This window comes from Haladaptatus sp. W1 (assembly GCF_001723155.1).
GTDB classification, from domain to species: domain Archaea; phylum Halobacteriota; class Halobacteria; order Halobacteriales; family Haladaptataceae; genus Haladaptatus; species Haladaptatus paucihalophilus.
In genome coordinates this window covers 23904-47052 of the sequence record NZ_MEIH01000249.1, presented here as the reverse complement: position 1 = coordinate 47052, position 23149 = coordinate 23904, and the positions used below count along the sequence as shown (strand labels likewise).

At 60.0% G+C, this 23149-nt stretch carries 25 protein-coding genes and 1 pseudogene; 11 read left to right on the top strand and 15 right to left on the bottom strand.

The genetic code is table 11. The features are described 5' to 3' along the window. The first annotated feature begins 88 nt into the window (after window positions 1–88). The 3 genes from BG842_RS11010 to BG842_RS11005 all read left to right on the top strand — a co-directional run bounded on the left by BG842_RS11010 (window position 89) and on the right by BG842_RS11005 (window position 2308). Window positions 89–712 carry a response regulator transcription factor gene (locus BG842_RS11010; protein ID WP_069450753.1) on the top strand — a complete coding sequence of 208 codons (624 nt, stop codon included), beginning with the start codon at window positions 89–91 and terminating at the stop codon, window positions 710–712. A gap of 189 nt (window positions 713–901) precedes the next feature. Further along, window positions 902–1201 carry a hypothetical protein gene (locus tag BG842_RS31510; RefSeq protein ID WP_254663078.1) on the top strand — a complete coding sequence of 100 codons (300 nt, stop codon included), beginning with the start codon at window positions 902–904 and terminating at the stop codon, window positions 1199–1201. Window positions 1202–1240: 39 nt separating this feature from the next. Next, the gene (locus BG842_RS11005; protein WP_254663077.1) at window positions 1241–2308 is read left to right on the top strand and encodes a nitrogen regulation protein NR(II); all 1068 of its coding nucleotides are present in this window, start codon (window positions 1241–1243) and stop codon (window positions 2306–2308) included. Window positions 2309–2531: 223 nt separating this feature from the next. Here the strand turns inward: BG842_RS11005 and BG842_RS11000 are convergent, their stop codons facing one another. From BG842_RS11000 to BG842_RS29780, 5 genes are all read right to left on the bottom strand, one after another. After that, entirely contained in the window at window positions 2532–2786 is a 255-nt protein-coding gene (locus tag BG842_RS11000; protein ID WP_069450752.1) for a hypothetical protein, read from the bottom strand. Next, complete coding sequence (locus BG842_RS10995; RefSeq protein WP_007981228.1) at window positions 2779–2982, bottom strand: hypothetical protein; 204 nt, start codon at window positions 2980–2982, stop codon at window positions 2779–2781. The genes BG842_RS11000 and BG842_RS10995 overlap by 8 nt, the downstream gene beginning before the upstream one ends. Window positions 2983–3210: 228 nt before the next feature. Further along, window positions 3211–3876, bottom strand: a complete 666-nt coding sequence (gene tenA / locus BG842_RS10990) for a thiaminase II (RefSeq protein WP_069450751.1) — start codon at window positions 3874–3876, stop codon at window positions 3211–3213. Window positions 3877–4028: 152 nt separating this feature from the next. Beyond that, entirely contained in the window at window positions 4029–5327 is a 1299-nt protein-coding gene (gene hisS, locus BG842_RS10985) for a histidine--tRNA ligase (RefSeq protein ID WP_069450750.1), read from the bottom strand. A gap of 25 nt (window positions 5328–5352) precedes the next feature. Continuing rightward, entirely contained in the window at window positions 5353–5514 is a 162-nt protein-coding gene (locus BG842_RS29780) for a hypothetical protein (protein WP_175424129.1), read from the bottom strand. A gap of 109 nt (window positions 5515–5623) precedes the next feature. On the opposite strand from BG842_RS29780, the gene BG842_RS10980 reads away from it, so the two are divergent. Then, window positions 5624–7198 carry a glycyl aminopeptidase gene (locus BG842_RS10980; protein WP_254663076.1) on the top strand — a complete coding sequence of 525 codons (1575 nt, stop codon included), beginning with the start codon at window positions 5624–5626 and terminating at the stop codon, window positions 7196–7198. Between the two features lie 257 nt (window positions 7199–7455). Here BG842_RS10980 and BG842_RS10975 read toward each other — a convergent pair. Continuing rightward, window positions 7456–9127, bottom strand: a pseudogene (locus BG842_RS10975) (NAD+ synthase). Between the two features lie 185 nt (window positions 9128–9312). On the opposite strand from BG842_RS10975, the gene BG842_RS10970 reads away from it, so the two are divergent. Further along, the gene (locus tag BG842_RS10970; RefSeq protein ID WP_069450749.1) at window positions 9313–9810 is read left to right on the top strand and encodes a PH domain-containing protein; all 498 of its coding nucleotides are present in this window, start codon (window positions 9313–9315) and stop codon (window positions 9808–9810) included. 136 nt (window positions 9811–9946) lie between these two features. After that, the gene (locus BG842_RS10965; RefSeq protein WP_069450748.1) at window positions 9947–10309 is read left to right on the top strand and encodes a hypothetical protein; all 363 of its coding nucleotides are present in this window, start codon (window positions 9947–9949) and stop codon (window positions 10307–10309) included. A gap of 53 nt (window positions 10310–10362) precedes the next feature. On the opposite strand, the gene BG842_RS10960 is transcribed toward BG842_RS10965, so the two are convergent. Continuing rightward, window positions 10363–10659 carry a hypothetical protein gene (locus BG842_RS10960; RefSeq protein WP_069450747.1) on the bottom strand — a complete coding sequence of 99 codons (297 nt, stop codon included), beginning with the start codon at window positions 10657–10659 and terminating at the stop codon, window positions 10363–10365. Between the two features lie 244 nt (window positions 10660–10903). Here BG842_RS10960 and BG842_RS10955 point away from each other — a divergent pair, with 244 nt between their 5' ends. Both BG842_RS10955 and glmU read left to right on the top strand, forming a co-directional pair. Continuing rightward, window positions 10904–11272: a hypothetical protein gene (locus BG842_RS10955; protein ID WP_007981248.1), complete on the top strand. Its 369-nt coding sequence runs from the start codon at window positions 10904–10906 to the stop codon at window positions 11270–11272. 52 nt (window positions 11273–11324) lie between these two features. Beyond that, window positions 11325–12506 carry a bifunctional sugar-1-phosphate nucleotidylyltransferase/acetyltransferase gene (gene glmU, locus BG842_RS10950; RefSeq protein WP_069450746.1) on the top strand — a complete coding sequence of 394 codons (1182 nt, stop codon included), beginning with the start codon at window positions 11325–11327 and terminating at the stop codon, window positions 12504–12506. Window positions 12507–12604: 98 nt separating this feature from the next. Here the strand turns inward: glmU and BG842_RS10945 are convergent, their stop codons facing one another. The 8 genes from BG842_RS10945 to BG842_RS10910 form a co-directional block, all read right to left on the bottom strand. After that, window positions 12605–12841 carry a hypothetical protein gene (locus BG842_RS10945; protein ID WP_139136098.1) on the bottom strand — a complete coding sequence of 79 codons (237 nt, stop codon included), beginning with the start codon at window positions 12839–12841 and terminating at the stop codon, window positions 12605–12607. Window positions 12842–12960: 119 nt separating this feature from the next. Continuing rightward, window positions 12961–14187, bottom strand: a complete 1227-nt coding sequence (locus BG842_RS10940; protein ID WP_069450744.1) for a helix-turn-helix domain-containing protein — start codon at window positions 14185–14187, stop codon at window positions 12961–12963. A gap of 141 nt (window positions 14188–14328) precedes the next feature. Beyond that, on the bottom strand, window positions 14329–14925 hold the full coding sequence (locus tag BG842_RS10935; RefSeq protein WP_069450743.1) for a hypothetical protein: 597 nt from the start codon (window positions 14923–14925) through the stop codon (window positions 14329–14331). Between the two features lie 356 nt (window positions 14926–15281). Further along, complete coding sequence (locus tag BG842_RS10930; protein ID WP_007981258.1) at window positions 15282–16196, bottom strand: glycosyltransferase family 2 protein; 915 nt, start codon at window positions 16194–16196, stop codon at window positions 15282–15284. A 45-nt stretch (window positions 16197–16241) separates the two neighbouring features. Beyond that, entirely contained in the window at window positions 16242–16568 is a 327-nt protein-coding gene (locus BG842_RS10925) for a hypothetical protein (RefSeq protein WP_254663075.1), read from the bottom strand. Between the two features lies 1 nt (window position 16569). Beyond that, window positions 16570–17490 (bottom strand): DUF58 domain-containing protein, encoded by a 921-nt coding sequence (locus BG842_RS10920; RefSeq protein WP_254663074.1) that lies wholly within the window; start codon window positions 17488–17490, stop codon window positions 16570–16572. Continuing rightward, complete coding sequence (locus tag BG842_RS10915) at window positions 17487–18068, bottom strand: hypothetical protein (RefSeq protein ID WP_069450742.1); 582 nt, start codon at window positions 18066–18068, stop codon at window positions 17487–17489. Before BG842_RS10915 ends, BG842_RS10920 begins: the two co-directional genes overlap by 4 nt. Further along, complete coding sequence (locus BG842_RS10910) at window positions 18065–18808, bottom strand: DUF4129 domain-containing protein (RefSeq protein ID WP_254663073.1); 744 nt, start codon at window positions 18806–18808, stop codon at window positions 18065–18067. The genes BG842_RS10915 and BG842_RS10910 overlap by 4 nt, the downstream gene beginning before the upstream one ends. A 219-nt stretch (window positions 18809–19027) precedes the next feature. Here BG842_RS10910 and BG842_RS10905 point away from each other — a divergent pair, with 219 nt between their 5' ends. The 3 genes from BG842_RS10905 to BG842_RS10895 all read left to right on the top strand — a co-directional run bounded on the left by BG842_RS10905 (window position 19028) and on the right by BG842_RS10895 (window position 23080). Beyond that, window positions 19028–20278 (top strand): glycosyltransferase, encoded by a 1251-nt coding sequence (locus BG842_RS10905; protein WP_175424128.1) that lies wholly within the window; start codon window positions 19028–19030, stop codon window positions 20276–20278. 273 nt (window positions 20279–20551) lie between these two features. After that, a complete protein-coding gene (locus tag BG842_RS10900; RefSeq protein ID WP_083252491.1) occupies window positions 20552–22111 on the top strand; it encodes a twin-arginine translocation signal domain-containing protein in 1560 nt (519 codons plus the stop codon). A gap of 63 nt (window positions 22112–22174) precedes the next feature. Continuing rightward, window positions 22175–23080 (top strand): hypothetical protein, encoded by a 906-nt coding sequence (locus BG842_RS10895; RefSeq protein WP_069450739.1) that lies wholly within the window; start codon window positions 22175–22177, stop codon window positions 23078–23080. Window positions 23081–23149: the final 69 nt, after the last annotated feature.

Here is a 23149-nt window from a genome sequence, read left to right as displayed (position 1 = left end):
TTTATGGATTATGTTCGAAGCTGCTGCCGGTGTATGAATCGCAACCTTACATCTGATATAGCAACGGCAGTGAACCTCAACGCAACCAATGTCTGACGAGCCAACTGTTCTCATCGTTGACGACGAACATGCTATCACTGACTTACACGCACGCTGGCTCGAAGATTCCTACGAAGTCCGGAAGGCGTACAACGGAACCGAGGCTCTAGAAACTATCGACGAGGACGTCGATATCGTCCTTCTCGACCGTCGGATGCCCGACCGCTCCGGGCAGGAGGTTCTCGACGAAATCCGTGAGCAGGCGTTCGACTGTCGGGTGGCGATGGTGACCGCCGTCGAACCGGATTTTGACATTCTCGAACTCGGATTCGATGCCTACATCTGTAAACCGGTTTCCGACCCGGAACAGCTCCGTGAAATCGTCGCGTCGCTCGAAATCCGCTCAACGTACGACTCGCAAGTACAGGAACTGCTTGCGCTGTCATCGAAGAAAGCGGCACTCGAAGAACGCAAGGAATCGGACGAGTTGTCGAAAAACGAGGATTACACCGAACTCGAGACGCGGTTAGCATCGCTTCGAAACGAGCTTTCGTCCACGGCTATGGAGTTGGACGACGACGACCTTCGTGCGGAGTTTCACGACCGCAACGACTCGGGGTCCAAACTCATGAAATCCGCAGAGGGGGGGAACGCGTCGGAGTCCAGAGACTAAGGGTTCCGAACGTGCGGTTGTGTCGGATAGTCGATTAAATTGTGAATCTCGGTCATGAATCCACTACGAAAATAACATCTATGATACTGGCCTCCACGGCGCGTCTCCTGAGGGGTTTCGCGTCATCTCCTTTCAGACACTCCGCGTTCCGACGGCTCCGTTTGGCCGACTACGTACGGGAACGATAACATGAGCGAAAATCGGTCGGCATCCAGTCAGGAGTCGGTCACGAAGGGGAGTATCCTTCTGCTTATCGACCACCGCCGAAACCGCCGTTTGTTGGCCGACTGGCTCACGTCGGAGTACGAAGTGGTGCTTCCGAAACACGGCGTCGATACGTCGTTCGACCTGTGTATCGTCGACGAAGCGTCGTTCAGTCGCTATCGTGACGAACTCGAAGCCAAAAAGGAGGCGTCTCTCCCGACGTTCCTTCCCTATCTCCTCGTCACATCGACGAATTCCCCGGCGCGGACGCCGGAAGTGTGGTAGGGCGTCGACGAGGTTATCACGACACCCATCGAGAAGGCGGTGTTACAGGCGCGCCTGGACGGATTGCTCGAACGACGGCGGCTTTCCGTCGAAATCGAGCGGGAGAAAGAACAGAGCGAACATCGGTTCCGAACGCTGTTCCAGACGGCCCCCGACCCCGTGTTCGTTCTCGATGCGGACGGGAGGATTCAGTCGGTAAACGACGCGTTTTGTCACGTTTCCGGACGCAACCGATCTGCTGTTCTCGGCGAACGGCTCGAAAACATCGATGCGTTCCCCAACGATTCGATCGACGAACTCACCGCGGATATGCGCGAACGGAAGCGAGGTAACTCCTCTCCGTACTCGGTGACGTACATGACCCCGGACGGGGAAAACCGCTACGCCGAAATTAACACGACGCGGATGCGCTTCGACGAGGAGAACCCGGAAATCATCGGCATCATTCGGGACGTGACCGAACACAAGCGCCGAAAGCAGGAACTACAGCGCCAAAACGAGCGTCTCGACGAGTTCGCCAGCATGCTCGCCCACGAGCTTCGCAATCCCCTCGGTATCGCCCAGGGGTATCTCCGCGTTGCGATGACGGAAGACTCCGAGGACGCCTTCGAGGAGGTTAGCGGTGCGCTCGACCGAATGGAACGGATGATAAACGAAATGCTGGACCTCGCGCGTAAACCCGATGCGCTCACGGAGAAGGAGGTGATGGAGTTTCACGAAATCGTCGAGGACGCGTGGTCACGTGCCGCTCCGCCCGAGGCGACGTTGATGCTGGAGAACGTGGAAGAGGAGATTTCGGCGGATATCGACAGGTTGAGTCAGGTGTTCGAAAACCTGTTTCGGAACGCCATCGAGCACGTCGGACGGGACGTCACCGTTCACGTCAAACGTATCTCGAACGGCGTCTGTATCGTGGACGACGGTCCCGGAATCTCGGACGACGAGCGCGAATTGGTGTTCCAGAGCGGATACACGACGGACAACGGAACCGGTTTGGGCCTATCGATTGTCCAGCAAATCGTGGAAGCGCACGGCTGGGAGATCAACGTATTGGAAGGAAGTGCAGGCGGTTCGCGGTTCGAAATCACCGGTATCGATTTCGAATAGCGGGTGAAGGGACTACCCGCCGTGCTGGAAACAAAATCGGGGGGAGGGAGGGGGGGGGGTCACGCGGGATGGTAGTCGCGTCCCCCGCGGGTACTCCCGCGCTCGAATCGACGTGGTTCACCTGAAAAGAGCTTGCTCTTACCCGGGGTGAAAGTGAAGCGATACTGTTCGGGGTGTGGGAGAGGCCGGTGGTATCGACGTTCCCCGTCGAACGCCGAACACGCTATCGCCAGTCCCTATCGACGCGATGGTCGATAGTCGGATCTGCGGCGGCTCCGCGCTTCAAGGCCGCCCAGCGGGTACACTCGGGACAGGCGAAAACGATGCCGTCCTCGGTTCCCATCGTTCGCGCGAACGTGGGGTCGACGTGTTCGTTTCGGCAGTTCGGATTGCGACAGCGCCGACTCGAACGGCTGTGTCGGTTCCAGATACCGTGGCGGCCGGAACTGTCGGCGTCCTCCCGATCTGCCTTAGCCATGGATACTCACCTTTTCGCGTGCGAGTCGTTCGCCCGTCTTCCTGTCCAGGAGTTTCCAAAATTCGGCGTCCGTTCCGGATGATCGACTACACTGGTGACACCAAAAGTGGCTGTTCGTCGGTTCCCAACTGGTGTGGCCGTTCGGACAGGTGTAGCGCCACTTCGAAATCGGTCCGTCGATGTCGTGTACGCTCATACCGCACCGTACGATAATTTCGTCCTAAATATCGACTCTTATCCGAGGCGAAAGTAAACGACCGGCTGTTCCCGCCGCTTACCCTCCCTCTCCCCGCGTTTCGGACGCGTCTCGATTCACTGCCGGGTGAAAGTGAACGCCCGAAACCGCCCCGGTGGATTCGAAATTTGGTGGTTTGGACAGTTTTGCTAGTTTTTACAGTTTTGATTGTCTCTTTCGATGGGTCCGCTATCTCGTGTTCGACCACGTTTCGCGTTCGTACGCCATGCCCCAGAACGCTGTTTCAAGGCGCGTGCTGGTCAGAAACGCGTCCTCCATCACGTCGTGCATGCCGGGAGACGCCTCGGCCTGCTGGTTCACGAAGGTCCGCATCCACGCGACGGAGTTCCGAAACTCGTCGCTCGTGTACTTCTCGATGAACGGCGTGTAACGGTGGTCGCCGTCTGCGATGGATGCCATGTGGTCTGCGATATCGAGATATCCCTGCCCACATGGGTAGACGGCCGCCGCGAGTTCGGCGAGGGTTCCTTCGTAGGCCATCCGAAGGAGGTAGTTCGTGTACGCGAGGCAGGTTGGTACCTTCTCCACAGATTCGAGTTCCGCACGGGAGATTCCGTACTCGGCGGCGAACACCCGGTGGAGGTCCATCTCGTCGGCGAGAATCGCGTGAGCGACGTCGAACGCGTGGGTCATCGTCTCCCCGTCGCGCGCCTTGCATCCAGCGAGTGCGAATACGCGGGCGTAGTCTTGGAGATACAGATAATCCTGTTCGACCCAGTGGCGGAACGCCGCCGGGTCGAGCGTCCCGTCGGCCAGTTCGACGACGAACGGGTGTGCTTTCTGTTCCTCCCAGAGTCGGCCGCCTGCCGCGAGCAGTCGGTCGCTGAACGCCATGTCCCACGGTTTATTCTCCTGTGGTATAATCTAGTGGTATTGGCGGCGAATCACTCTCCTCGTCGCTGGACCATCTTCTCGAATAGAGCGTGGAAGACGCCGGAACTACGGAAAAACGAACGCCGGAACGGCTCAAAGCGGACCGAGTTGGTTTACAGTCGGTCGAGAACGTTCTCGACGACTTCGTTCTTCGGTACTTGCTCTTCCTCGCCGGAATCCATGTTCTGGACGGTTACGACGCCCTCGTTCAGGTCGCGTTCGCCGACGACGACGGTGTACTCGGCGTTGATGCGGTCGGCGTAGCCGAACTGCTCGCCGACGCTTCGTCCGGTGAGGTCGGTTTCGACGGTCAGTCCTGCACTGCGCAATCCCTTCGCGTACTCCAGTCCGATTTCGCGCACCGAATCCGAAATCGTCAGCACGTAGGCGTCGGTCGAAAGCGCCTCGTCGGGCCACTCGCCCAGTTCCTTGAGCAAGTGCATCGTCGTGGAGTAGCCGAACGCGAAGCCGATGGCCGGTACTTCGCGGCTTCCGAACTGCTCGATGAGGTGGTCGTAGCGTCCGCCGCCGAACAGCGCGCGGAGGTCACCTTCTGTCGAAAACGCCTCGAAGACGAGGCCGGTGTAGTAGTCCATCCCGCGCACGATGGAGAGGTCGAACGTACACATGTCCTCGACGCCGTAGGCCGACAGCACGTCGTAGAGGTCGTGCATCCGCTCGATGGCGTCGTCTGCCGCGTCGCCCTCGGGCGCTTTGTCCGAGAGTTCGACCAGCGCGCTCTCCATCTCGCCGCTGATGGCCGTGAGCTCGTCTATCCCCTCGGCGGTCGCGCGGTCCACGCCTTCGAGTTCGAGGTTGTCGAGGAACTCCTCGCGGCTGAGCTTCTCCTTCTTGTCGATGACGCGCATCACGTCCTTGCTCCCCTCCACGTCCATCGCTTTGAGGAGGGCGTCGAGCAGTTGCCGGTCGTTCAGCCTGAACTCCACCGCGTCGGCGACGCCGAGTTTCTCGTAGATGGTGGCCGCACAGGCGATGATTTCGGCGTCCGCTTCGACCGATTCGACGCCGAAGATGTCGATGTCGGTCTGGAAGAACTCGCGGTCGCGGCCCTTCTGGACCGCCTCGTAGCGCCATCGTTTCGAGGTGTCGAACCACTTTATCGGCGTTCCGAGGTCTTTTCGCTGTTGAACCAACCGCGAACGGGTCGGCGTCTGCTCGGGAATGAGCGTGACCTCGCGTCCACCCTTGTCCTCGAAGCTGTAGGTCTGTTCGACGATTTCGTCGCCCGATTTCACTCGGAAGAGGTCGGTCGGTTCGACGCTCGGGGCGTCGATTTCGCGGAAGCCGAACTCGCGGGCCGTCTCCTCGACGGTATCCACGATTTCGCGCCACGCCGCCCACTCCTCGGGGTAGCGGTCGTAAAAGCCCTTGAGGCTCTCGAGTTCGTCCATGCTTCGGGTATCGAAGGCGAGCGATTTACGTTTGGCTATCTCGTGCGTCTTCCTGCTCGATTTCGAACACCGCGGCGATATCGTCGCCCCGCGTCTTCGAACCGCCGAGTTCGAGGTCGATCCGCGTCCTGGACTCTCGGAACTGGCGTCGTTCGGTCTGTGAGAGGGCGGCGGAGCCACAGTACATGTTTTCTTTTCTATTCGCCTGCTTCGTAACGGGGCGCTACGGGTTTGACGTCCCCTGTTTCGCTTCAGGCGACGTATAACAAAACGCCATCCCCTCGACGGCACTGTCGATGGGGTCTGTGGGTCTGGTTTCCGGGAGGACAGTTGCACTGCTACTCGTGTTGTCGCTCGTCGCCGGGACGTTCGTCCCGCCAGCGACGGCGCAGTCGTCGTCGTCGGATCCACCGCGAGTCTCGATTTCCGTCGAGCGCCGTCCGGCGAATCACGGGGTGGTTCGGTACCACCTCGATTTCGAGACGCCGGATGACGCACACCGATTCTGGCTCATCAATTACACCGGAAACGTGGTGTCTTCCGAGGGATTCGTCGCCGACAGCACGAAGAACGGAAACCACGCGCTCCGGTGGGACGGGGAGACGGAATCGCCCTCGATGACGATAACCACGAGCGTGAAATCGGGGAACGGCCGGGAGTTCGCGGCCACCGACGACTGGACGCTCGCGCCGACGCCGCGGGTGTCGGTTGCGTGGGGGGAGAGCGGGGACGGCGAGTGGAGTTACTTCCATCCGTTTCAGGACGAGTATCCTAATCGGGACGTCTCGTTCGCCGACGTCGGTGTTCTCGGGTCGGCGTTCACCTACGTGGGCAAGTACGACGAGCACGTCCGCAGTGAGAACGGGCAACGATTCCGGATGATAGTCGCCGCCGACGCGTCTCCCGCCGAGTCGCCGCGGAACGTTTTCGACTCGCTCGCCGCGGCGAGCAAACGGATTCCGGGGGATACTCCGGACGACGTGTTGCTGTTCGTTCTCCCCGACCCGATATGGCGCGGCGGGTACGCCTCGCCGAAGTACGACGAACTGTGGGTACACGAGGCCGCTCGGCTCGATGACCCACAGAACCTCTGGCTGCACGAGTACATCCACACGCGTCAGTCGTTCGACCTCAGCGACCGAATGAGCTGGTTCCGCGAGGCGAGCGCCGCGTACTTCGCGTCCGACTTGGCCATGCAGCAGGGTCGGACGTCGAAATCCGCCGTCGCCGACACGCTCTCGTTGAAGTCGTACGACGAGTCCGTGCTCTCGAACACGGACACGTGGGCGAACCGCGAGGTGCCGTACTACCGCGGTGCGCTCACTCTCTGGGCGCTCGACGAGAAAATACAGAAGGCAACGGACGGAAAGCGGAGTCTCATGGACGTGTTCGACCGGATGAACCGACGGGACGGGACGGTCACCTACGCTGACTTCACGAAAATCGTCGCCGACGTGGCTGGACAGTCGATGACGCCGTGGTTGGACGAACACGTTACGACCACCACGAAGCCGAACCTCGAGCCGTTGCGAAATTCGGATAATGCGGGATCGAACGTCGGGAAGGCCGCTAGCGATTCGAACAACAACGGCAACTCCGGGAAAGAGTCCGACGGATTGAGCGACGTCCAGCCCCCCGCTAAGACGGGCGACATTCCTTCGACGCTCGTCCTCTGGGGCGGGCTCGGTCTCGTCGGGTTGGTGTTCGGGTTGACGCTCGCACAGTACGTCTCGGGCTTCGTGTCCCGCTTCCGCGGGGGGAGTAGACGGGCGATTCGTCCTCGCTTTTCGGTCAGTGGAGCGGGAGCGACCGCAACAGCGTCGCCAGTCCGACGACCAGCAGCCCGAGTATTTTCAGCCACACTTCGATAGCACTTCCCCACACCTTCAGTAACTCGCCGAACCGACGCCACCGCGTCATCGATTCGGCGGGCGATTCGTCTCTCGAATCGTTTGACGGGGAGTCCCCCGTCGTTGTACTACTGATTCTCATATAACCATTCCTCGATTCAAAGGACGGACCGCGACGGACCGGCCTCCTCACCGAACTTTATTTACTACACACGAGTATAAAAAATCATTTTCTAACGTTCGGTGAAAGTGCAACGGGACGACGTAGCACGTTCCGCTCACTTCGACAGTACTCCCTCGTAGTTCGCCGCGAGCGGATACCGCCACCCGACGCCGAACGCCTTCGGCGACACTTTCAGCACGGGGGCGGCCTGAAAGCGCTTGTACTCGGCGCGATGGAGCATCGAAAGCACGCGCTCGACCGTCTCGCGGTCGTGGCCCGATTCGACCAGTTCGTCGGTCGTTTGCCCCTCGTCCACGTATCCCGCGAGAATCGAATCGAGTATCTCGTACGGCGGGAGGTCGTCCTCGTCCGTCTGGTCCGCTCGAAGCTCGGCGGAGGGCGGTTTCTCGATGACGCGCTCGGAATGGTTTCCTCATGCTCGTTCAGGTGTCTTGCGAGGTCGTAGACGAACGTTTTCGGACAGTCGGCGATGGGAGCGAGCGCTCCGCACATGTCGCCGTAGAGGGTGGTGTACCCACTGCGAGTTCGCTCCGGTTGCTCGTGGCGAGGAGGAGGCGACCCTGTTCGTTGGCGATTGCCATCAGCGTCGTCGCCCGGATTCGGGCCTGTACGTTCTCCTCCGTGACGCCCGGCGTTTCGTCGAGAATCGGCGTCAGTTCGCGCTCGAACGCTTCGAAGGTGTCCTCTATCGGGAGGTCGAGAAAGTCGATTCCGAGGTTTTCAGTGAGCTCGCGGGCGTCGATTTCGCTCGCGTCGCTGGTGTATCGGGTCGGCATGCCGACCCCGAGGACGTTCTCCGGGCCGAGCGCGTCGGCGGCCAGCGCGGCCGTTATCGAGGAGTCGATACCGCCGGAAAGCCCGACGACGACTTTCTCGAACCCCGTCTTGTGGACGTAATCCCGAATTCCGAGGGCGAGCGCCGACCGAATTTCGGCCGGACCCGTCGCGGGTTCGTCGGCGACGTCGTACGTCGCGGGTGACTCGACATCGAGCGGGACATCGTAGACTGCGAAATCCTCCTCGAAGGTGGCGAGTCGGCAGGCTATCGTCCCGTCGGGTGCGACGACGAACGACCGACCGTCGAAGACGAGTTCGTCGTTCGCTCCGACTTGGTTCACGAAGACGAGCCATTTGCCGTGGTCGTTCGCGTGTGCGCCGAACAGTCGCTCCCGAAACTCACCTTTCCCGCCGTAGAACGGACTCGCGGAGCAGTTCACGAGTAGGTCCGCCCCCGCGTCAACAAGGTCTTCGATGGGGTCCTCGTCGTACTCCGGCCGTTCCCACACGTCGGGTTCGTTCCACGCGTCCTCACAGATGCTCACGCCGAGTTCGATTCCGTCGGGAAGCGCGTGGACCGATTGCCGCGTCGCCGGTTGGAAGAATCTGTCCTCGTCGAACACGTCGTAGGTCGGGAGAAGTCGTTTTTCGGTTTGGCCGGTGACTTCGCCATCCCGACAGACCGCAACCGCGTTTTGTACTTCCTTCCCGTACGGCTCCGGATTTCGGGCGACGAACCCGACGAGGGCGGTGATGTCGGTCGTCTCCGCCGCGATTCGGTCGAGCGCGTCGCGTTGTGCGTCGACGAACGCTGTTCGTTTCACGAGGTCCTGTGGCGGGTAGCCGACTAGCGCGAGTTCCGAAAACACAACGAGGTCAGCGTTCGCTTCGCGTGCGCGGTGGATTCCGTCCACGATTTTTCGTTCGTTTCCCGCGATATCACCCACGGTGTAGTTCTGCTGTCCCAGTGCGACCCGAACTGTGCTCATCTCTCCCACTGTGTATCGAACGACGCCGAGCGGGAAAATCGTACTGTCGTGACCTACGTCGGCGAGGAACGCGGCTACCGACGACGGACGAGGCGTGATGAAGCGACCTCGCTCTCTCCCGGTTCGATTTTCCTCGCGTTCGCGGCAAAAGATAAAGGTACTCGCCGTTCTCGTTCTGGCATATCATGGCAAGAGATTTCGACGTGCCGTGGCTTCACCTCACGCCTGACGAAGAGGTACTGTGGGCCGGTCATCGAAGCGTCTATCTCGTCCTCCCGCCTATCGTTCTCGGTATCGTCCTCCTCTTGCTCGGTGCAGGAATCGCTGGAAGCGGCGTCTTCGGCGGGGTCAGTTGGGTCGGCATCCTCATCATTCCGGTCGGTTTCGCCATCGCCATTCCCCCGTTCGTTCGGTGGCGGAGCGAGTGGTTCGTCCTCACGACGGAAGAAGTGTATCACAAACGCGGCGTTTTCGCACAGGACGTCACGCAGATACGACTCGACCGAGTACGAAACACCGCCTTCTCACAGTCGCTTCTGGAGCGCATACTCGACTATGGGACGGTAACAATACACACGGCGGGCGTTACGACGGACAATCTAGTGTTCGAAAACGTTTCCAATCCGCAATCTATCAACGGGCTGTTGACTGAACAGCTAGATCGCGTCTCTCCTCGACGGTGAATTTCGGGGCGTCTGTTTTCGGTTTTCAGACTCCGAAACCGCAACATACGCGGTTTGAAACTATCTGAAACGGTGCACGACGAGTTTCTGTTTTTATTACCCCTCGAAGAGATGGCAAAATCGAGGACAGCGGAAAATGAGCCAAACTGACAGTGCATCTCTCTGGACAGGTCCCCAAGAATTCGAGGGTTCGTTGAAAGCCCTCTTAGATGCGGCCCGCCGCCGTGGCGTCGCCTTCGACCGTTCGTGGGCGTTTCGCCGCGACGACGACCATCCCGACCTCATGGTCGAAGTGACGCGACTCGTGACCGACTCCGACACCACGCATTCCTGTGACGAATACGCCCCGACGATGGGGGAAACGGAGTTCGAAACCGAACTGTCATCCCTCCTCCGTAGTGCCTCTCGGTCGGGTATCGGCTTCGACCGTGCGTGGACGTTCCGTTGTGCCGATGGTATCGACCTGATGGTCGAAATCACGCGACTCGCCAAACGATAAGAACAGTCCTCCTCCAAACGGCTCACCCTGACGCCGCTCTCCCTGGCGCCTTTTCACACCGCTTCGACGTCCTGTAGCTTGCCGAGCGGCTGTCGCTCTTCCGCCACTGGCTTGAGTCGGTCTACTTGCGGGTCGAGCCATCCACCGGCCCACTGGGTTTCGACGCGAAGATAGTCCCCGGCAAACGTTTTCACGAGGATGGTGAATCGGTCGTTCGTTCGGTCGATGTCGTGAACGTGACAATCGATATCGACATCTGCGACGGTAACGCGGAGGGGGTCTTCGATTTCGAGGCCGACAAACGAATCAACCAAGTCGGAAACCTCGTGGCGGCTTTCGGTCGCACTCATTACACCTCCCTTTTTTCTCTAGACGCAAAAAGGGGGAATACGGTTTCACACCGTTCTATTCGTTACCCGACAGCAGAAAAATCGCCTCTTTCTTGCGATTTCAGTTATTTTATGTTGAGGTGATGCCAATATATATGACCCTATATAAAGAATGGAAACACGAAGGTCAACACCTTTCCCCTGTTCTCCGAAATGAGTTGATAGAGATGATTCGGGTGTGCCACGACGCAAGCGAGGGATATCTATGAGTCAGGTCGCCAGTCACGTCGTCAAGGAGGCGGACGGATACCACGGCGCTATTCCGGTCTGTCTCGGCGATTATCGGCTTCTGCGGAACGTCTACGGTGCCATCGAGTGGTCGGATGGGAAGGAGTCGGTGTTCTGTCGCCGCGTCGGCGACGAGTGGCAAGCCCTCGTCGCCCGGGAAGGTGTCACGCGGACACTTCTCGCCGGACTCGGGTCGAAGAATCACGCGCTGTGGCTGCTCCGTGAATACATGGAGTTCGGCCGAACCTACGAGGGAACGGACGTCTGGTCGGAACTGCCATCCCGTGAGCAATCGAACCCGTTTCGTGACATTCTTTCGTCTGACCGCTCCCCGACGCGACTGTAGTCCCGACGTTAGTCCGTGAATAATTATACGCCTTCTAGCGGAAGGTACTGCTATGCAGGCAATCGTTCTGGCTGCGGGTGAGGGTACACGAATGCGACCGCTTTCCGCATCGTGTCCGAAACCCATGTTGCCGGTTGCAGAGGAACCACTCGTCGCACATACCGCGCGCGCCGCCGTCGAGGCGGGTGCGGACGAACTCGTCCTCGTCGTCGGGTACGAAGCTGACACGGTTCGGGAGTACTTCGGCGCGGAGTATGCCGGTATCCCGGTCAAATACTCGGTACAGGAAGAACAACGCGGGACCGCGGACGCGGTTCGTGCGGCACGCGAACACATCGACGGCCCGTTCGCCGTCCTCAACGGCGACAACCTCTATGACACCGCGGCCGTGAAACGACTCCTCTCGAACGGTCCGGGGGTCGGGACGTATCACGTCGAGGACCCCTCGAACTACGGCGTCATCTCGACGGACGGCCCGCGCGCGACGGGTATCGTCGAGAAACCGGACGACCCGCCGACGAACCTCGCCAACACGGGGGCCTACGTCTTCCCCGAGGAAGCGCGCGACTGGCTCGACGTGGGCGAAAGCGAACGCGGGGAGTTCGAAATCACGGACGTCGTGGAACGCGTCATCGAGGAGTACGACGTCACCGCCGTCGAAGTGGAGCGATGGCTCGACGTGGGTCGTCCGTGGGAACTGCTCGAAGCGAACGAGTGGAAACTCGACGAATTGGAACGCGACGTCCGCGGGGACGTGAGCGAGCGAGCCACGCTCGACAGGAACGTCGTCGTCGAGGAGGGTGCCACCGTCAAATCCGGCGTCGTCATCGAGGGACCGGCACTCATCCGCTCGGGCGCGTCCGTCGGGCCGAACGCCTACATCCGCGGGGCGACGCTCGTGGACGAGGATGCGAAAGTCGGCCACAGCGTCGAAGTCAAAAACAGCGTCCTGTCGCCCGGTGCGACGGTCGGCCATCTCTCGTACGTCGGGGATAGCGTCCTCGGCCGTGACGTGAACTTCGGTGCGGGGACGAACGTCGCCAACCTCCGCCACGACGGAGAGTCGGTAAAACACACCGTGAAGGGCGACCGCGTTTCGACGGGGCGACGGAAGTTCGGCGTCGTCGTCGGTGACGACGTGAAAACTGGTATCAACACCAGCCTCTATCCCGGCGTCTCCCTCTCTGAGGGGTCGATGACACACCCGAACGAGGAAGTCTCTCGCGACAAGTAGTACACCTGCTGCGCTTTTCGTTACGATTCGGTTTCAGTAGTCACTCGCATCGTTCGCGTCCGAGAGAACTGCGGTGGAGAAAAGGTGCCTAACGGACACTACCGCATTTCCTCACGAGCGCGGTTGGCTTCCACCGGGTCGTTGGCGCGACCTTTCTTCACTTCGGTCGCCGTCATACATTCGAAACACCCGTACACTTCGTTTCGGTTGTTCCCGAACACGCGGGTGAACTGCGGCGTCACGAACGAATCGCAATTGCGACACTGCGTATCGGCCATCGTGCTGTCGTCGGCGTTCCGGGAACCGCTCATGTCTATCGACATCGTTTCCGCCATCACAGGGTACCACCATTATTATCCAGGGATTAAGGAGATGAAACTGGGCGAAACAGTGTCGAAACCCTGTACTATTGAAGACATTTCCCGTTGCCTGTGCGTGGTTTTTTAGTATCTATTTAGCTATACGAATCCTCTTCGTGTGGTGACCGTGCACTGCTGGGTTTCGCGCCATCGAGGTACACAATGTTCCCCCGACCGACGCGCAATCGGTTGATGTCGCCCCGTTCTTCCATCCGGGAGAGCAGTCTGCTGACTTTCGACTTCGACCACCCGGTTTCGTCGACGATATCGACTTGTTTCATCCGTCCGCGGTTCTCGTTGAGCAGCTTGAGAACGAGTCCTTCGTCCGTGAGGATGTCGTCCTCCTCCTCGTCATCCGCCGGTTCGGTCGGTGGTGGTGGTGTTTCACCGGTAACCGGCGTCGATGCGTTTGCATTCGGTTCGTCGTTATCGTGGTTGTTTCGCCAGAAGGCTACCGCAGCACCGCCGATAGCGAATCCGAGGAGGCCGATAAGGAAGCATTGTAGCCCGGAGAATTCCCCCGATTTTTCCTGACCTCCACCCGTGGTCGCCGTGGACGACGTGGTGTCCGCCGTGCTCATCGGTTTCGGGTCCGTTCCGTCGTCTATCCCATCACCGTCGCTGTCCGCGTTCCTCGGGTTCGTCCCGACGAGGATCTCCTTTCCGTCGAGGAGACCGTCGCCGTCGCTGTCGTTGCTGATCGGGTTCGTCTTCCGTTTGTGTATCTCTTCCCCGTCGTTGATGCCGTCGCTGTCCATGTCGGGGTCGTTGAACGCGTCCTTCGGCCAATCATCCGTTCGTATTTTCGAGACCTCGAACTCGTTCGTCAGACCGTCCTGGTCGAGGTCACCCCCTTTCGTGATGACCGTCTGGTTGATACTGCGGCTGTCGAACGTGGGGACGTTGCTCCCGAAAGTCGGACGAAGGCGGAAGTAGAGCGTTCGATCGCCGGTTTTCGTCGCGTTGGATCCGTTGAGCGAGACGGTCGCTTTCGACCCGTTTCCGATCGTCGTGCTCTGACAGTCGAGTTCCTCCGGGTCGCTGCCGGGACGGTTATCGTACAGGCAGACCGAGTACTTTCCCTCGCTCGCGTTTATCTGATATGTGATATTGGCGGTGTATTTCTCTGATTGCCAGACGTACGTCACGCCGTTCGTTGTCGTGACGACGCCGTTACCGGTTCGATTTATCGAGATAATCCGTCCGGTATCTGCCTCGCTTTTCCCTCCGACTGACGCCGGAACCAACGCGCCACCGACGACGAGGAAAGCGACAAGGATAGCGCTGATAGACCACCAGTCACGGTTCCGGGGACCGAACATTTGTTTCGACTACGTAGTGGGGTGCTTAGTTCCTTTGGCATATAGTTCTGTGTCAGACAAATGTTAATCATATACATTTATATTTAATAATATAGGTATTAAAACAGACTATTCCGCGACGATCAGACCGGGGCCTGAACCTTACCGAAGTATGAACTGCATCGCGGAGATCATCGCGTAGAGACCGACGACGAACGCACCGAGAGCGTTGGTCGAGGCGGCGGAAATGAGCGGCGCGTTCAGCCACGCGGCCGCGAACGTTCCCGCGCTCAGTGCGGTCGCCCAACGATAGTAACTGAACCAGCGGTCGTCCTCCGATTCGATGTCGATATCGGTTTCCGACACGTCGGTGTCGGCGTCGGTGTCTTCAGTCGGTTCGAGATAGGGGTCGAACTTGTCAGCTAACTGGCCGCGTTCGACGATGCCACGGCTTTTGTTGTACTCGATGACCCCTTCTTCGTCGAGTTTCGGCAGGTGGGATTGGTACAGGGCGATGTACACGCGCTGGCGTTCGTCCGAGGCGAGCGCCTGCACGGTCGTGTCGTTCTCCCACGCGGCGACCTGTTCTGCCAAATCGCGCATCTCGACCGGCGTGTCGTGTTTTTTCAGGTATCGGAGTGCGTGTCGCCGACGTTGCGTCTGGAGGATGTGGAAGATCTTGTCCTTCGTCAGCGTGACCGGTTCATCCTCGTTCGGCAACGACGGGGCTTCAGAGAGAGTTTGCGTCGTAGCGCTCATGATTCTTCGATGGATTGCATACGGCGACACATCATAAATCAGACCGACTCTCTCGCTTTCTTGCGAGCCGTTGCATTCGGTTCACGTCTTGCGATTGTACGGTTTGAACAGAGTGAACTGAGCACGAATTTATGTTTCTTCGGAGGATGTTCACTAGATTCGAAAAGTGTGTGAGGGTGTCTATCTTTTTGTCACTGACTGAAAAATAGTCAGTGCCATGAACGATACGATTACTACCCCCGTCGTTTCCGTCGGTGACAGCATCCCCAACGGGCCAAAATTGAAGACGCTACCACCGAATAAGAGCGTCGAGAGTACCGAGAGCACCAGATAGTAGTGTGCGTATCGCGGTTGTGTCATCCGATGTTTGCTTTGACTCCCTTATAGAGGTTCAACAGCAGTCCCGGAAGCTGTCGTGGTTCCGGCCGACGCGACTGACGGAGGTATCGAAATCCCGTCCGGAACTGACCCTCGTCCAAATAGTGACGGGCGAGAATGTAATGATGTGCACCGGTCACGTCGATTCCCTGCTGCTCGAGCCGTTCGACTTCCTCGGAGAACGTCCGACGGAAGTGTTCGTCCGCTTTGGCGACCGAATCGGCCGGTGGCGACCCTGTTTCGTACCGGAGCAGCAGGGTCTCGTTCACACAGGCGAGCTTTCCGTGTTTGAGGACGCGGATGAGGAACTCCGGGTCCTGGAACCGGGAGAACGACTCATCGAACCCGTCGATTTCGCGGACGATATCGCTCTCGACGATGAGAGTCGAGCCCGCGCTCGTATGGAGGTCGTCGCTCAACGTCGGCCCGATGAGTTCCTTCCCACCTTCCGCACCCTCGGTCTTGTTCCGGCGTGAGATGAGTTGTGTCACGGCCTTCACCAACGGATTCTGCCCGTCGGGGTGGACGGTTTCCGCCTTGCAGTACGCGGCGACCCACTCGTCGGACCGCAGTTCGAGCGTGAGGACCTGCTTTTCGAGCTTCGTGGGGAGCCACACGTCGTCCGAGTCGAGAAACGCCATGTACTCTCCTTCCGCCCGTTCGATGCCGGTGTTTCGTGCGGCGCTCGCGCCCTGATTTTCTTCGTGTTGGACGAACTGGATTCGGTCGTCGTCGTAGGATGCAACGACCTCTTCGGTGTCGTCCTGCGAGGCGTCGTCCACGATGATAAGTTCCAAGTCCTCCAGCGTCTGTGAGAGGACGCTCTCGATAGTTCGAGGGATGGCGTCCGCGCGGTTGTACGTCGGCACGATGACGCTAACAGTCGGTGCCATTTGTTGCTCAATCGTGTGCGTTCTCCGTGCTTTATTATCGACTTGCTAATCGTGGAGGGCCACCGCGAGCAGGACGATTGCAACCAACAACAGCACCAGAGACGCCAGCGAGAGGCTCGACGGGCCGACGCCGCCCGAGAACGTCGCCGCCTCGACGGCGACGAGTGCGACCACACCGGTTCCCGCGACGTGAACGAGTTCGATTTCGTGCGTGTCCTGACCGCGACCGAGGTGTTCGCCGACGTTGATGGCGTGCTCGCCAGCATCCCACGCGACGACCGTCGCGGCACCGGCCAACAGGAGCGTCCCGAGCGTGACCGCGTTGAAGATACCGGATGCCAGCACACCGATGAAGACGAGCGCGGTACCCACCTTAACGAGTGCTCGGGAGCCCGTTCCGCGCGCCGGGACGAGCGTTGGCCCGGTGTGACCGCCCCGCACCGGGTTCCAACCAGCACTGTTCGCGCCCGAACGCCGCGAGGCCGACGAGATTTCGGTCGCGGTGAAGCGACGCGAGCAACTGCTCGGCCGCGGAGACGCTGTAGGCGACGGCGTGGGGTTCGTCCGTCGTCGCTCGGTAGGCGACCTGCCGCGCATCGACGAGGACGACGACCGTCGCGGCGTTTTCCTCGCGGTATTCGACGGTCGTCAGGGAGCCGGTTCGGGCGTAGCGGTTCCAGTCGATGCGGTGCATCGCGTCGCCAGCACGGTACTCCCGAGTCCGGTGGAATTCGATGCCGCTCCCGCCTTTCTGGGCGACGATACGGCCCACTTGGTCGAGCGTTTTGTCTCGGAGCGGTCCCTCGGCCCCGGTCGCGGTGCAGTCGAGTTCCGTATCCGCGGCCACGGTGGTCTCGGCTTCCCGCGCGCCGCTCAAATCGCGGGCGACGACGGTTGCGGGTTCGAACGGGTGTTTGCCGTGTTTGGCCTGTATTCGGTAGGAAAAACGCACCGAGCGGCCGGGCCAGAAGACGGCACCGTTTCGCGGGGACCCGCCGGAAACGGAGAGCAGCGCGGGCACGCCGTCCACGATTCGGACGTCGGGGAGGAACCCGCCCTCGTTCGTCACCGTGACCGTGACCGTCACTTCGTCACCGGGTCGCGGCGTGCTGTTGCTCAGGCGCCGTTCAAGTCGGAGCTTCGGCTCCGGGTCGGCAACCACACGCGGATAGGCGGCAAAGACGACGCCGACGACGGCGAGCAGGAGCATCGACGGTCTATCGACCGCCAGACCGACCGCGCCCGCGGCGAGCGAAAGCGCGATGACGCCCCGCCATCGGTGCGTTTCGGTCACAGCTCTTCACCCCTGTCGGCGATTTCCGCAGCGGTTCGGTGGGCGCAGTGTTGGTGCCACGTCCGGCCGGTAAGCAGGGACGAGACGCGGCGGCCCGCGCTCGAATTGGACACGTCGGAGATGCTGAGATACGCGGCGGCGGTCGAGTCGTCGGTCCACTTCCCCGTTTCGACGAGGCGTTTCGCCTCGTTCCGAGAGCAGTTCTCGGCGCGCATGACCGTTTCCATCGCCGTCGTTCGAAGGCGCTCCTCGACGGCACGCCGTCGCTTTCGACCGACGACCGGAAGCCGATAGCGCCACGACCCGACGGTTTCGTCAAAATCGTGTCCGGCGGGCGGAACGGTGACGGGACGCTCGGGTGCGGGCATGTCGGCTTGAACGAGGTTACCGTCCCTCCCCGACGTGAGGACCGGTATCGCCACGAGGAGGCCGACCCCGCCGATGGCGACGACGAGCAGGTAGTCGTTGCCGAGCGCGGTGACGAGCGAGCGAACCGGCACCGCGTTCGCCCCGCCAGCGACCGCGAGGACGAGCGCGACGGTGCCAGCGAGCCCGAGCGTGACGCGACGACCCTTCATGTTTCACTCCCGAGTCTGTCGCTACCGTGATGGATTCTGTCGAGTCGGTCGTCGGTGATCGGTTCGCCACCGTAGCGGACCTCCTCGAACGTCCGCGTCAGCGTTCGAACGGCGTCCTCGTCGCCACCGGCATCTATCGCCTCCCGCGCACACTCCCCCGGGGTCTTAGTGTGCGGACGGTCCACCCCGAACCGTTCGACCATCGACCACCACGCCCGTTCGATTTCGTTCGACGGGTCGGGCGTCGGCGCTGGTGGCGACGCCGGGCCGTTACTGGACGTCGTTTCTGTCGCTGAATCGTCGAACAAGTGGTCGCGGAACCGGACGCCGACCGCGACACCCCCGACGAGCACGGCGACCGGAACGACCCAAACGAGGACGCGCATGAGCTTTCGGAGCAGTGCGAGGAGGTCTTCGAGAAAGTCGAACTGCTTCCACGAGGCCTTCGACTTCGACTGCTGTTTCTGCGTGTTCGTGCTGGATTGCTTTTGCTGCTGTTGGCTCGCCTGTTGGTTCGCCTGCTGCTTTTTCGACCGCGATGACGCCGGTGACCCCTTCGACTGCGCTTCCCGCTTCAACTCGCCCGCGTCGTTCGGGTTGATGGGAAGCGACTTGTAGTTGATATCGATAACGTCGTCGGGTTTGGTGTGGACCGACGTGCCGAGCGTCGAAGCGGAGGTCCCGATAGCGAAGATACAGCACAGCGCGATACCCGCCGCGAGGAGCCTATCCGTATTCATACCGAACCCCTCCACACGCTCAATGAGCCAGTTCCACCGGTAACATGAATAGAGTATCACATCTTTGCGGGTTAATTATAGACCTCGTAAACACTCGGTAGGGGGAACAGAACGACCGACAAGGGATGGTTCCGGTCTGTTGCAATCCGACGTTTTCAGAGCAACACCTCCGCGCTTAGTCACCCGATAATAAACATCGACGGATGCCTTCCACCACGTATGTCGAGCGACACGCGTGCGCAAGCCGTCGAACCGCCGGATTCCGGGGATGTTCCCAGGAATCACGACTTGGATGCTCTGGCGGACAAGAACTTGCTCATCGTCTCACACAGCTACAACCACTTCGTCAAGGGCCAGGTCGACGTCCTCGCCGACTACTTCTCGGAGGTGTACGTCCTCGTCCGCTACAATCGGTTCGCCGATATCTCCCGCTATCTGCCGGTCGATTACGCCAAGCCGTTCAGCAAGGACGCGAAGATAAACGAAGAAGACAAACCGGACAACGTTACCGTCATCAGCACGCCGTTGCTCTATCTCCCGCTCGACCTCCACCGTCGGTTCCTCGGCGACCAACACGCTCGAAAGGTGAAGAAACTCCTCGACGACGTGCCCGTCGAATTCGACGTGATTCACGCCCACCTGACGTGGACCGCCGGATACGTCGCACGCGTCCTCCAGCGCGACCTCGGGATTCCGTTCGTCCTCACGGTCCACGAGAATCACGACCTGTTCATGGACCAACTCGAATCCTCGAACGACAAAATCGACCGAACGTGGACCGCCGCCGACGCCATCGTTCGCGTCAATCGGCAGGACCAAGACACGCTTCGGCGGTTCAACGACGACGTGTTCTACATCCCGAACGGGTTCAGTCAGGACCGCCTTCGGCGCATTCCACAGGCCGACGCGAAGAAGAAACTCGGCATCGCGGACGACACGAACCTGCTCTTCGCGCTGGGACATCTCAAGGAACGCAAGGGGTTCCACCACCTCATCGACGTGATGCCTGAGATTATCGAACGGGAGGGCGACGTCGTTTGCGCCATCGGCGGTCACGGCGGAATGCGCTCGGAACTCGAAGAGCAGATCGAGGAATTGGGATTGGAGAACGACGTTCGGCTGCTGGGGTACGTCTCGAACGACGACCTCCGGTACTGGATGAGCGCCTGTGACGCGTTCGTGCTTCCGAGTTACAGCGAAAGCTTCGGCCTCGTGCAGTTAGAAGCCATGGCGTGCGGATCGCCCGTCGTCTCCACAATAAACGGCGGGAGCGAAGAGGTCGTCACCTCCGAGGACCACGGGTTCCTCGTCGATAGCCCGGAGGACCACGACGCGCTTTCGGACGCCGTGGTGCGCGCCCTTCGAAAGGACTGGGACCGCGACGGAATCGAGGCGCACGCCGAACAGTTCACGTGGGAACGCGTCTGCGTGGATATCGCACACCTTCACGCGGACGTGTTGAATTTGTAGTACTGTTGAATTTAGAGCACTATTCCATTCGGATACGGAATCGTTCCGTAGCCGAACCGCGGTCTCTCCGTTCTTTTGTCGTCCCCCAATTCGAGACATGAGTTGTCACACGTCGATTACTTAAAGAATGGAACTACTAAGCCACAGACTTTGGCCGAAAGATACTAGTGAATAATATTGTTGACCGTCAGGGCTGCCAACGCACCGGGTATCCGGTAAATCGGGGTTGTGTTCCTCTCTCACGACGGTTGTCAGGAAACTCTGGGATTCAGAATGATTCATCAAAGCGACACACACGACACTAACGATTCGAAATCATCTATCGGAGCGACGCGCCGAACGTTCTTGAAAGGGGTAACCGCCGCGGGAGTATGTGCCATAGGGACGCAAACGATGTCCGGGACGGCGAGCGCCGAAATTCCGTACGCGAGCGACTACGGGACGGTCGTCAACATGGTCGACGACGCGGGTGCGGACCCGAACGAGGGCGATTCCATCACGCCGCTGCTTCGGGAGTACGCCGACGATGACACGCTTCTGTATCTTCCCGGTGGTCGATACTACATGGACGAACAGTTCCGCTTCACCGGCTTCAACAACTTCGGCATCATCGGCGAGGACGACACGACCATCGTTCCGGCCGACTACTACGATTTCGACGACGGCGGCGACTGGAACTACCGCCTCTTCCGTCTCGGCATCGCCTACAGCCCGGGTCGTGACCTCCGATTCCAGAACATCACCGTGGACCAAACGGCGGACGACACCGGGGTCCGCGTCATCGAAACCGCGATGGACGACGGTCTCATCGTCCGGGACGTTACCATCAACGGCCAGCACGACAGCGGGACGTGGGGGCCGGGGCGGTTCGTCATCACCGATTCCAGCGGCGGGGGACTCGTCGATAACTTCAGCGCGGCGGACGGCGGCGCGTGGAGCGGAAATACGCCGGGCGACCAACTGTGGCGCGGTCCGACGGGTATCATCTGCAACCGCTACAACAAGGGGAGCATCACGTTCAAGGACTGCGAATTGGGTCGATTCCCGGACAACGGTCTCTACGCCGCCAACGGGTCGGGTCAGATAATCGTTGACGGCGGCTACTACGAGAACAGCCAAACGGCGAGCATCCGAATCGGCGGGCGCGATAGCATCGTCAAGAACGCGACGGTCTCGGTAAACGAGAGCAGCGGCCACGGTAACCAACATGCCATCCGCACGGAGAACGGGGACTACATACGAATAATCGACTGTGACGTCGACGTTTCGGACCCGAACGGTGACGCCATCAAGTCGATGAACGTCGGTCTGTTGTTCGTGGACGGGTTGAACGTTAAAACATCAGGGAACGACGTCTGTCACGCGCTCCGATTGCAGGACGACACGCGCCAATCGCGTATCAAGAACTCCACGTTCACTCACGAAGCGTCCGGCGGCTTCTCGCTCTGGATTCAGGACGTCGAGGACAGCCGTTTCGTCGGAAACGGCGGCGACGAAAGTGCGCGGGCGGCCGTCCGATGCGACCGGGACGAGTGTAACTTCCGGGACCTCTACGTCAAGCAGTTGGGTTCATCCCGCCGTCGAGCGTTGGTCAACACCGGGGAAGACAACTTGGTCTACAAAGGGGAGTTCCGTTCCAAGGAGTACCCCATCATCGACCACGGCGTCAGCTCGTGGATAGAAGGGGTTTATGCGAACTCGGAGCGTGACCTTCCGGGACTTCGACTGACCGAATCGGCGAGCGATACGTACGTCAAAAAGAGCCACATCGTGGACGGAATCCGCGACGATAGCAACGAGGTAAGCGGCTGGGGGAACGACTTTAGCGCCTAATTCGGGCGGGAGCGGGCTTAAGGGACGGATAATAATATAGACACGAATCCTGTGCTCCGGTACATGAACATCACGGAGACGATTCGGCGTGTCCGACGTGGCATCAAGGAGCCACATCTCGTTACTCGGGAGCTGAATAAGCACTACTATAAGCGTAAAGAGCCGGGTCCCGACGCCGTCGAATTTTTCGACGAGGACTGGGACAACCTCATTATTCTCGACGCCTGCCGCTACGATACCTTCAAAAAGTGCAACACGCTTCCTGGAGAGCTTCAGTCACGGCAAACCAAATCGAGTTCGACGCCGGACTTTCTCGCCACGTATTTCGACGGTGCCGACCTCCGCGATACCGTCTACGTGACCGCGAATCCCCAACTCTACCGGAAGCGCGACCGGATAGACGTACAACTCCACGACGTTATCAACATCTGGCAGGACGAGGGCTGGGACGACGAGTTCCGAACCGTCCGCCCCGAAACGGTCGTCGATGTCGCGAAGGACGCCGCCGAGCAGTACCCGGACAAGCGATTGGTCGTCCACTTCATCCAACCCCACTATCCGTTCATCGGACCGACGGGGAAAGAACACCTCGACCTCGACTCGCTCGACTTCTGGAACCGCGTGATGGCCGGGGAAGTGGACGTTCCGGTCAGCGTTCTCTACAAGGCCTACGAGGAGAACGTCGAGATGGTGCTCCCCCACGTCGAGGAACTGCTCTCGACGCTCCAGGGCAAGAGCGTCGTGACGGCGGACCACGGCGAAGCGTTCGGCGAACGCGCGCGGCCGATTCCGATGGCGGAGTACGGCCATCCGAACGGCATCTACATCCCACAACTGACGACGGTCCCGTGGCTCGTCCACCAGAACGGTGTACGGCGGAGCATCACCGAGGGTGACGAGGGTGAACACATGGAGGAGGACGTGTCGGTCGACGTCGAGCAGCGATTACAGGACCTCGGATACGCGTAAAACCGTCTCTATCCGATTCATAATAAAGTCCCTTTAGCAACACTGTGATGATAGATACTGGAATGACGA

Excerpts from the sequence above, each read along its gene's own strand:
- BG842_RS11010 (WP_069450753.1), top strand. The coding sequence starts at position 89 with ATGTCTGACGAGCCAACTGTTCTCATCGTTGACGACGAACATGCTATC.
- BG842_RS31510 (WP_254663078.1), top strand. The coding sequence starts at position 902 with ATGAGCGAAAATCGGTCGGCATCCAGTCAGGAGTCGGTCACGAAGGGG.
- BG842_RS11000 (WP_069450752.1), bottom strand. The coding sequence starts at position 2,786 with ATGGCTAAGGCAGATCGGGAGGACGCCGACAGTTCCGGCCGCCACGGT.
- BG842_RS10995 (WP_007981228.1), bottom strand. The coding sequence starts at position 2,982 with ATGAGCGTACACGACATCGACGGACCGATTTCGAAGTGGCGCTACACC.
- tenA (WP_069450751.1), bottom strand. The coding sequence starts at position 3,876 with ATGGCGTTCAGCGACCGACTGCTCGCGGCAGGCGGCCGACTCTGGGAG.
- hisS (WP_069450750.1), bottom strand. The coding sequence starts at position 5,327 with ATGGACGAACTCGAGAGCCTCAAGGGCTTTTACGACCGCTACCCCGAG.
- BG842_RS29780 (WP_175424129.1), bottom strand. The coding sequence starts at position 5,514 with ATGTACTGTGGCTCCGCCGCCCTCTCACAGACCGAACGACGCCAGTTC.
- BG842_RS10980 (WP_254663076.1), top strand. The coding sequence starts at position 5,624 with ATGGGGTCTGTGGGTCTGGTTTCCGGGAGGACAGTTGCACTGCTACTC.
- BG842_RS10970 (WP_069450749.1), top strand. The coding sequence starts at position 9,313 with ATGGCAAGAGATTTCGACGTGCCGTGGCTTCACCTCACGCCTGACGAA.
- BG842_RS10965 (WP_069450748.1), top strand. The coding sequence starts at position 9,947 with ATGAGCCAAACTGACAGTGCATCTCTCTGGACAGGTCCCCAAGAATTC.
- BG842_RS10960 (WP_069450747.1), bottom strand. The coding sequence starts at position 10,659 with ATGAGTGCGACCGAAAGCCGCCACGAGGTTTCCGACTTGGTTGATTCG.
- BG842_RS10955 (WP_007981248.1), top strand. The coding sequence starts at position 10,904 with ATGAGTCAGGTCGCCAGTCACGTCGTCAAGGAGGCGGACGGATACCAC.
- glmU (WP_069450746.1), top strand. The coding sequence starts at position 11,325 with ATGCAGGCAATCGTTCTGGCTGCGGGTGAGGGTACACGAATGCGACCG.
- BG842_RS10945 (WP_139136098.1), bottom strand. The coding sequence starts at position 12,841 with ATGGCGGAAACGATGTCGATAGACATGAGCGGTTCCCGGAACGCCGAC.
- BG842_RS10940 (WP_069450744.1), bottom strand. The coding sequence starts at position 14,187 with ATGTTCGGTCCCCGGAACCGTGACTGGTGGTCTATCAGCGCTATCCTT.
- BG842_RS10935 (WP_069450743.1), bottom strand. The coding sequence starts at position 14,925 with ATGAGCGCTACGACGCAAACTCTCTCTGAAGCCCCGTCGTTGCCGAAC.
- BG842_RS10930 (WP_007981258.1), bottom strand. The coding sequence starts at position 16,196 with ATGGCACCGACTGTTAGCGTCATCGTGCCGACGTACAACCGCGCGGAC.
- BG842_RS10915 (WP_069450742.1), bottom strand. The coding sequence starts at position 18,068 with ATGAAGGGTCGTCGCGTCACGCTCGGGCTCGCTGGCACCGTCGCGCTC.
- BG842_RS10910 (WP_254663073.1), bottom strand. The coding sequence starts at position 18,808 with ATGAATACGGATAGGCTCCTCGCGGCGGGTATCGCGCTGTGCTGTATC.
- BG842_RS10905 (WP_175424128.1), top strand. The coding sequence starts at position 19,028 with ATGTCGAGCGACACGCGTGCGCAAGCCGTCGAACCGCCGGATTCCGGG.
- BG842_RS10900 (WP_083252491.1), top strand. The coding sequence starts at position 20,552 with ATGATTCATCAAAGCGACACACACGACACTAACGATTCGAAATCATCT.
- BG842_RS10895 (WP_069450739.1), top strand. The coding sequence starts at position 22,175 with ATGAACATCACGGAGACGATTCGGCGTGTCCGACGTGGCATCAAGGAG.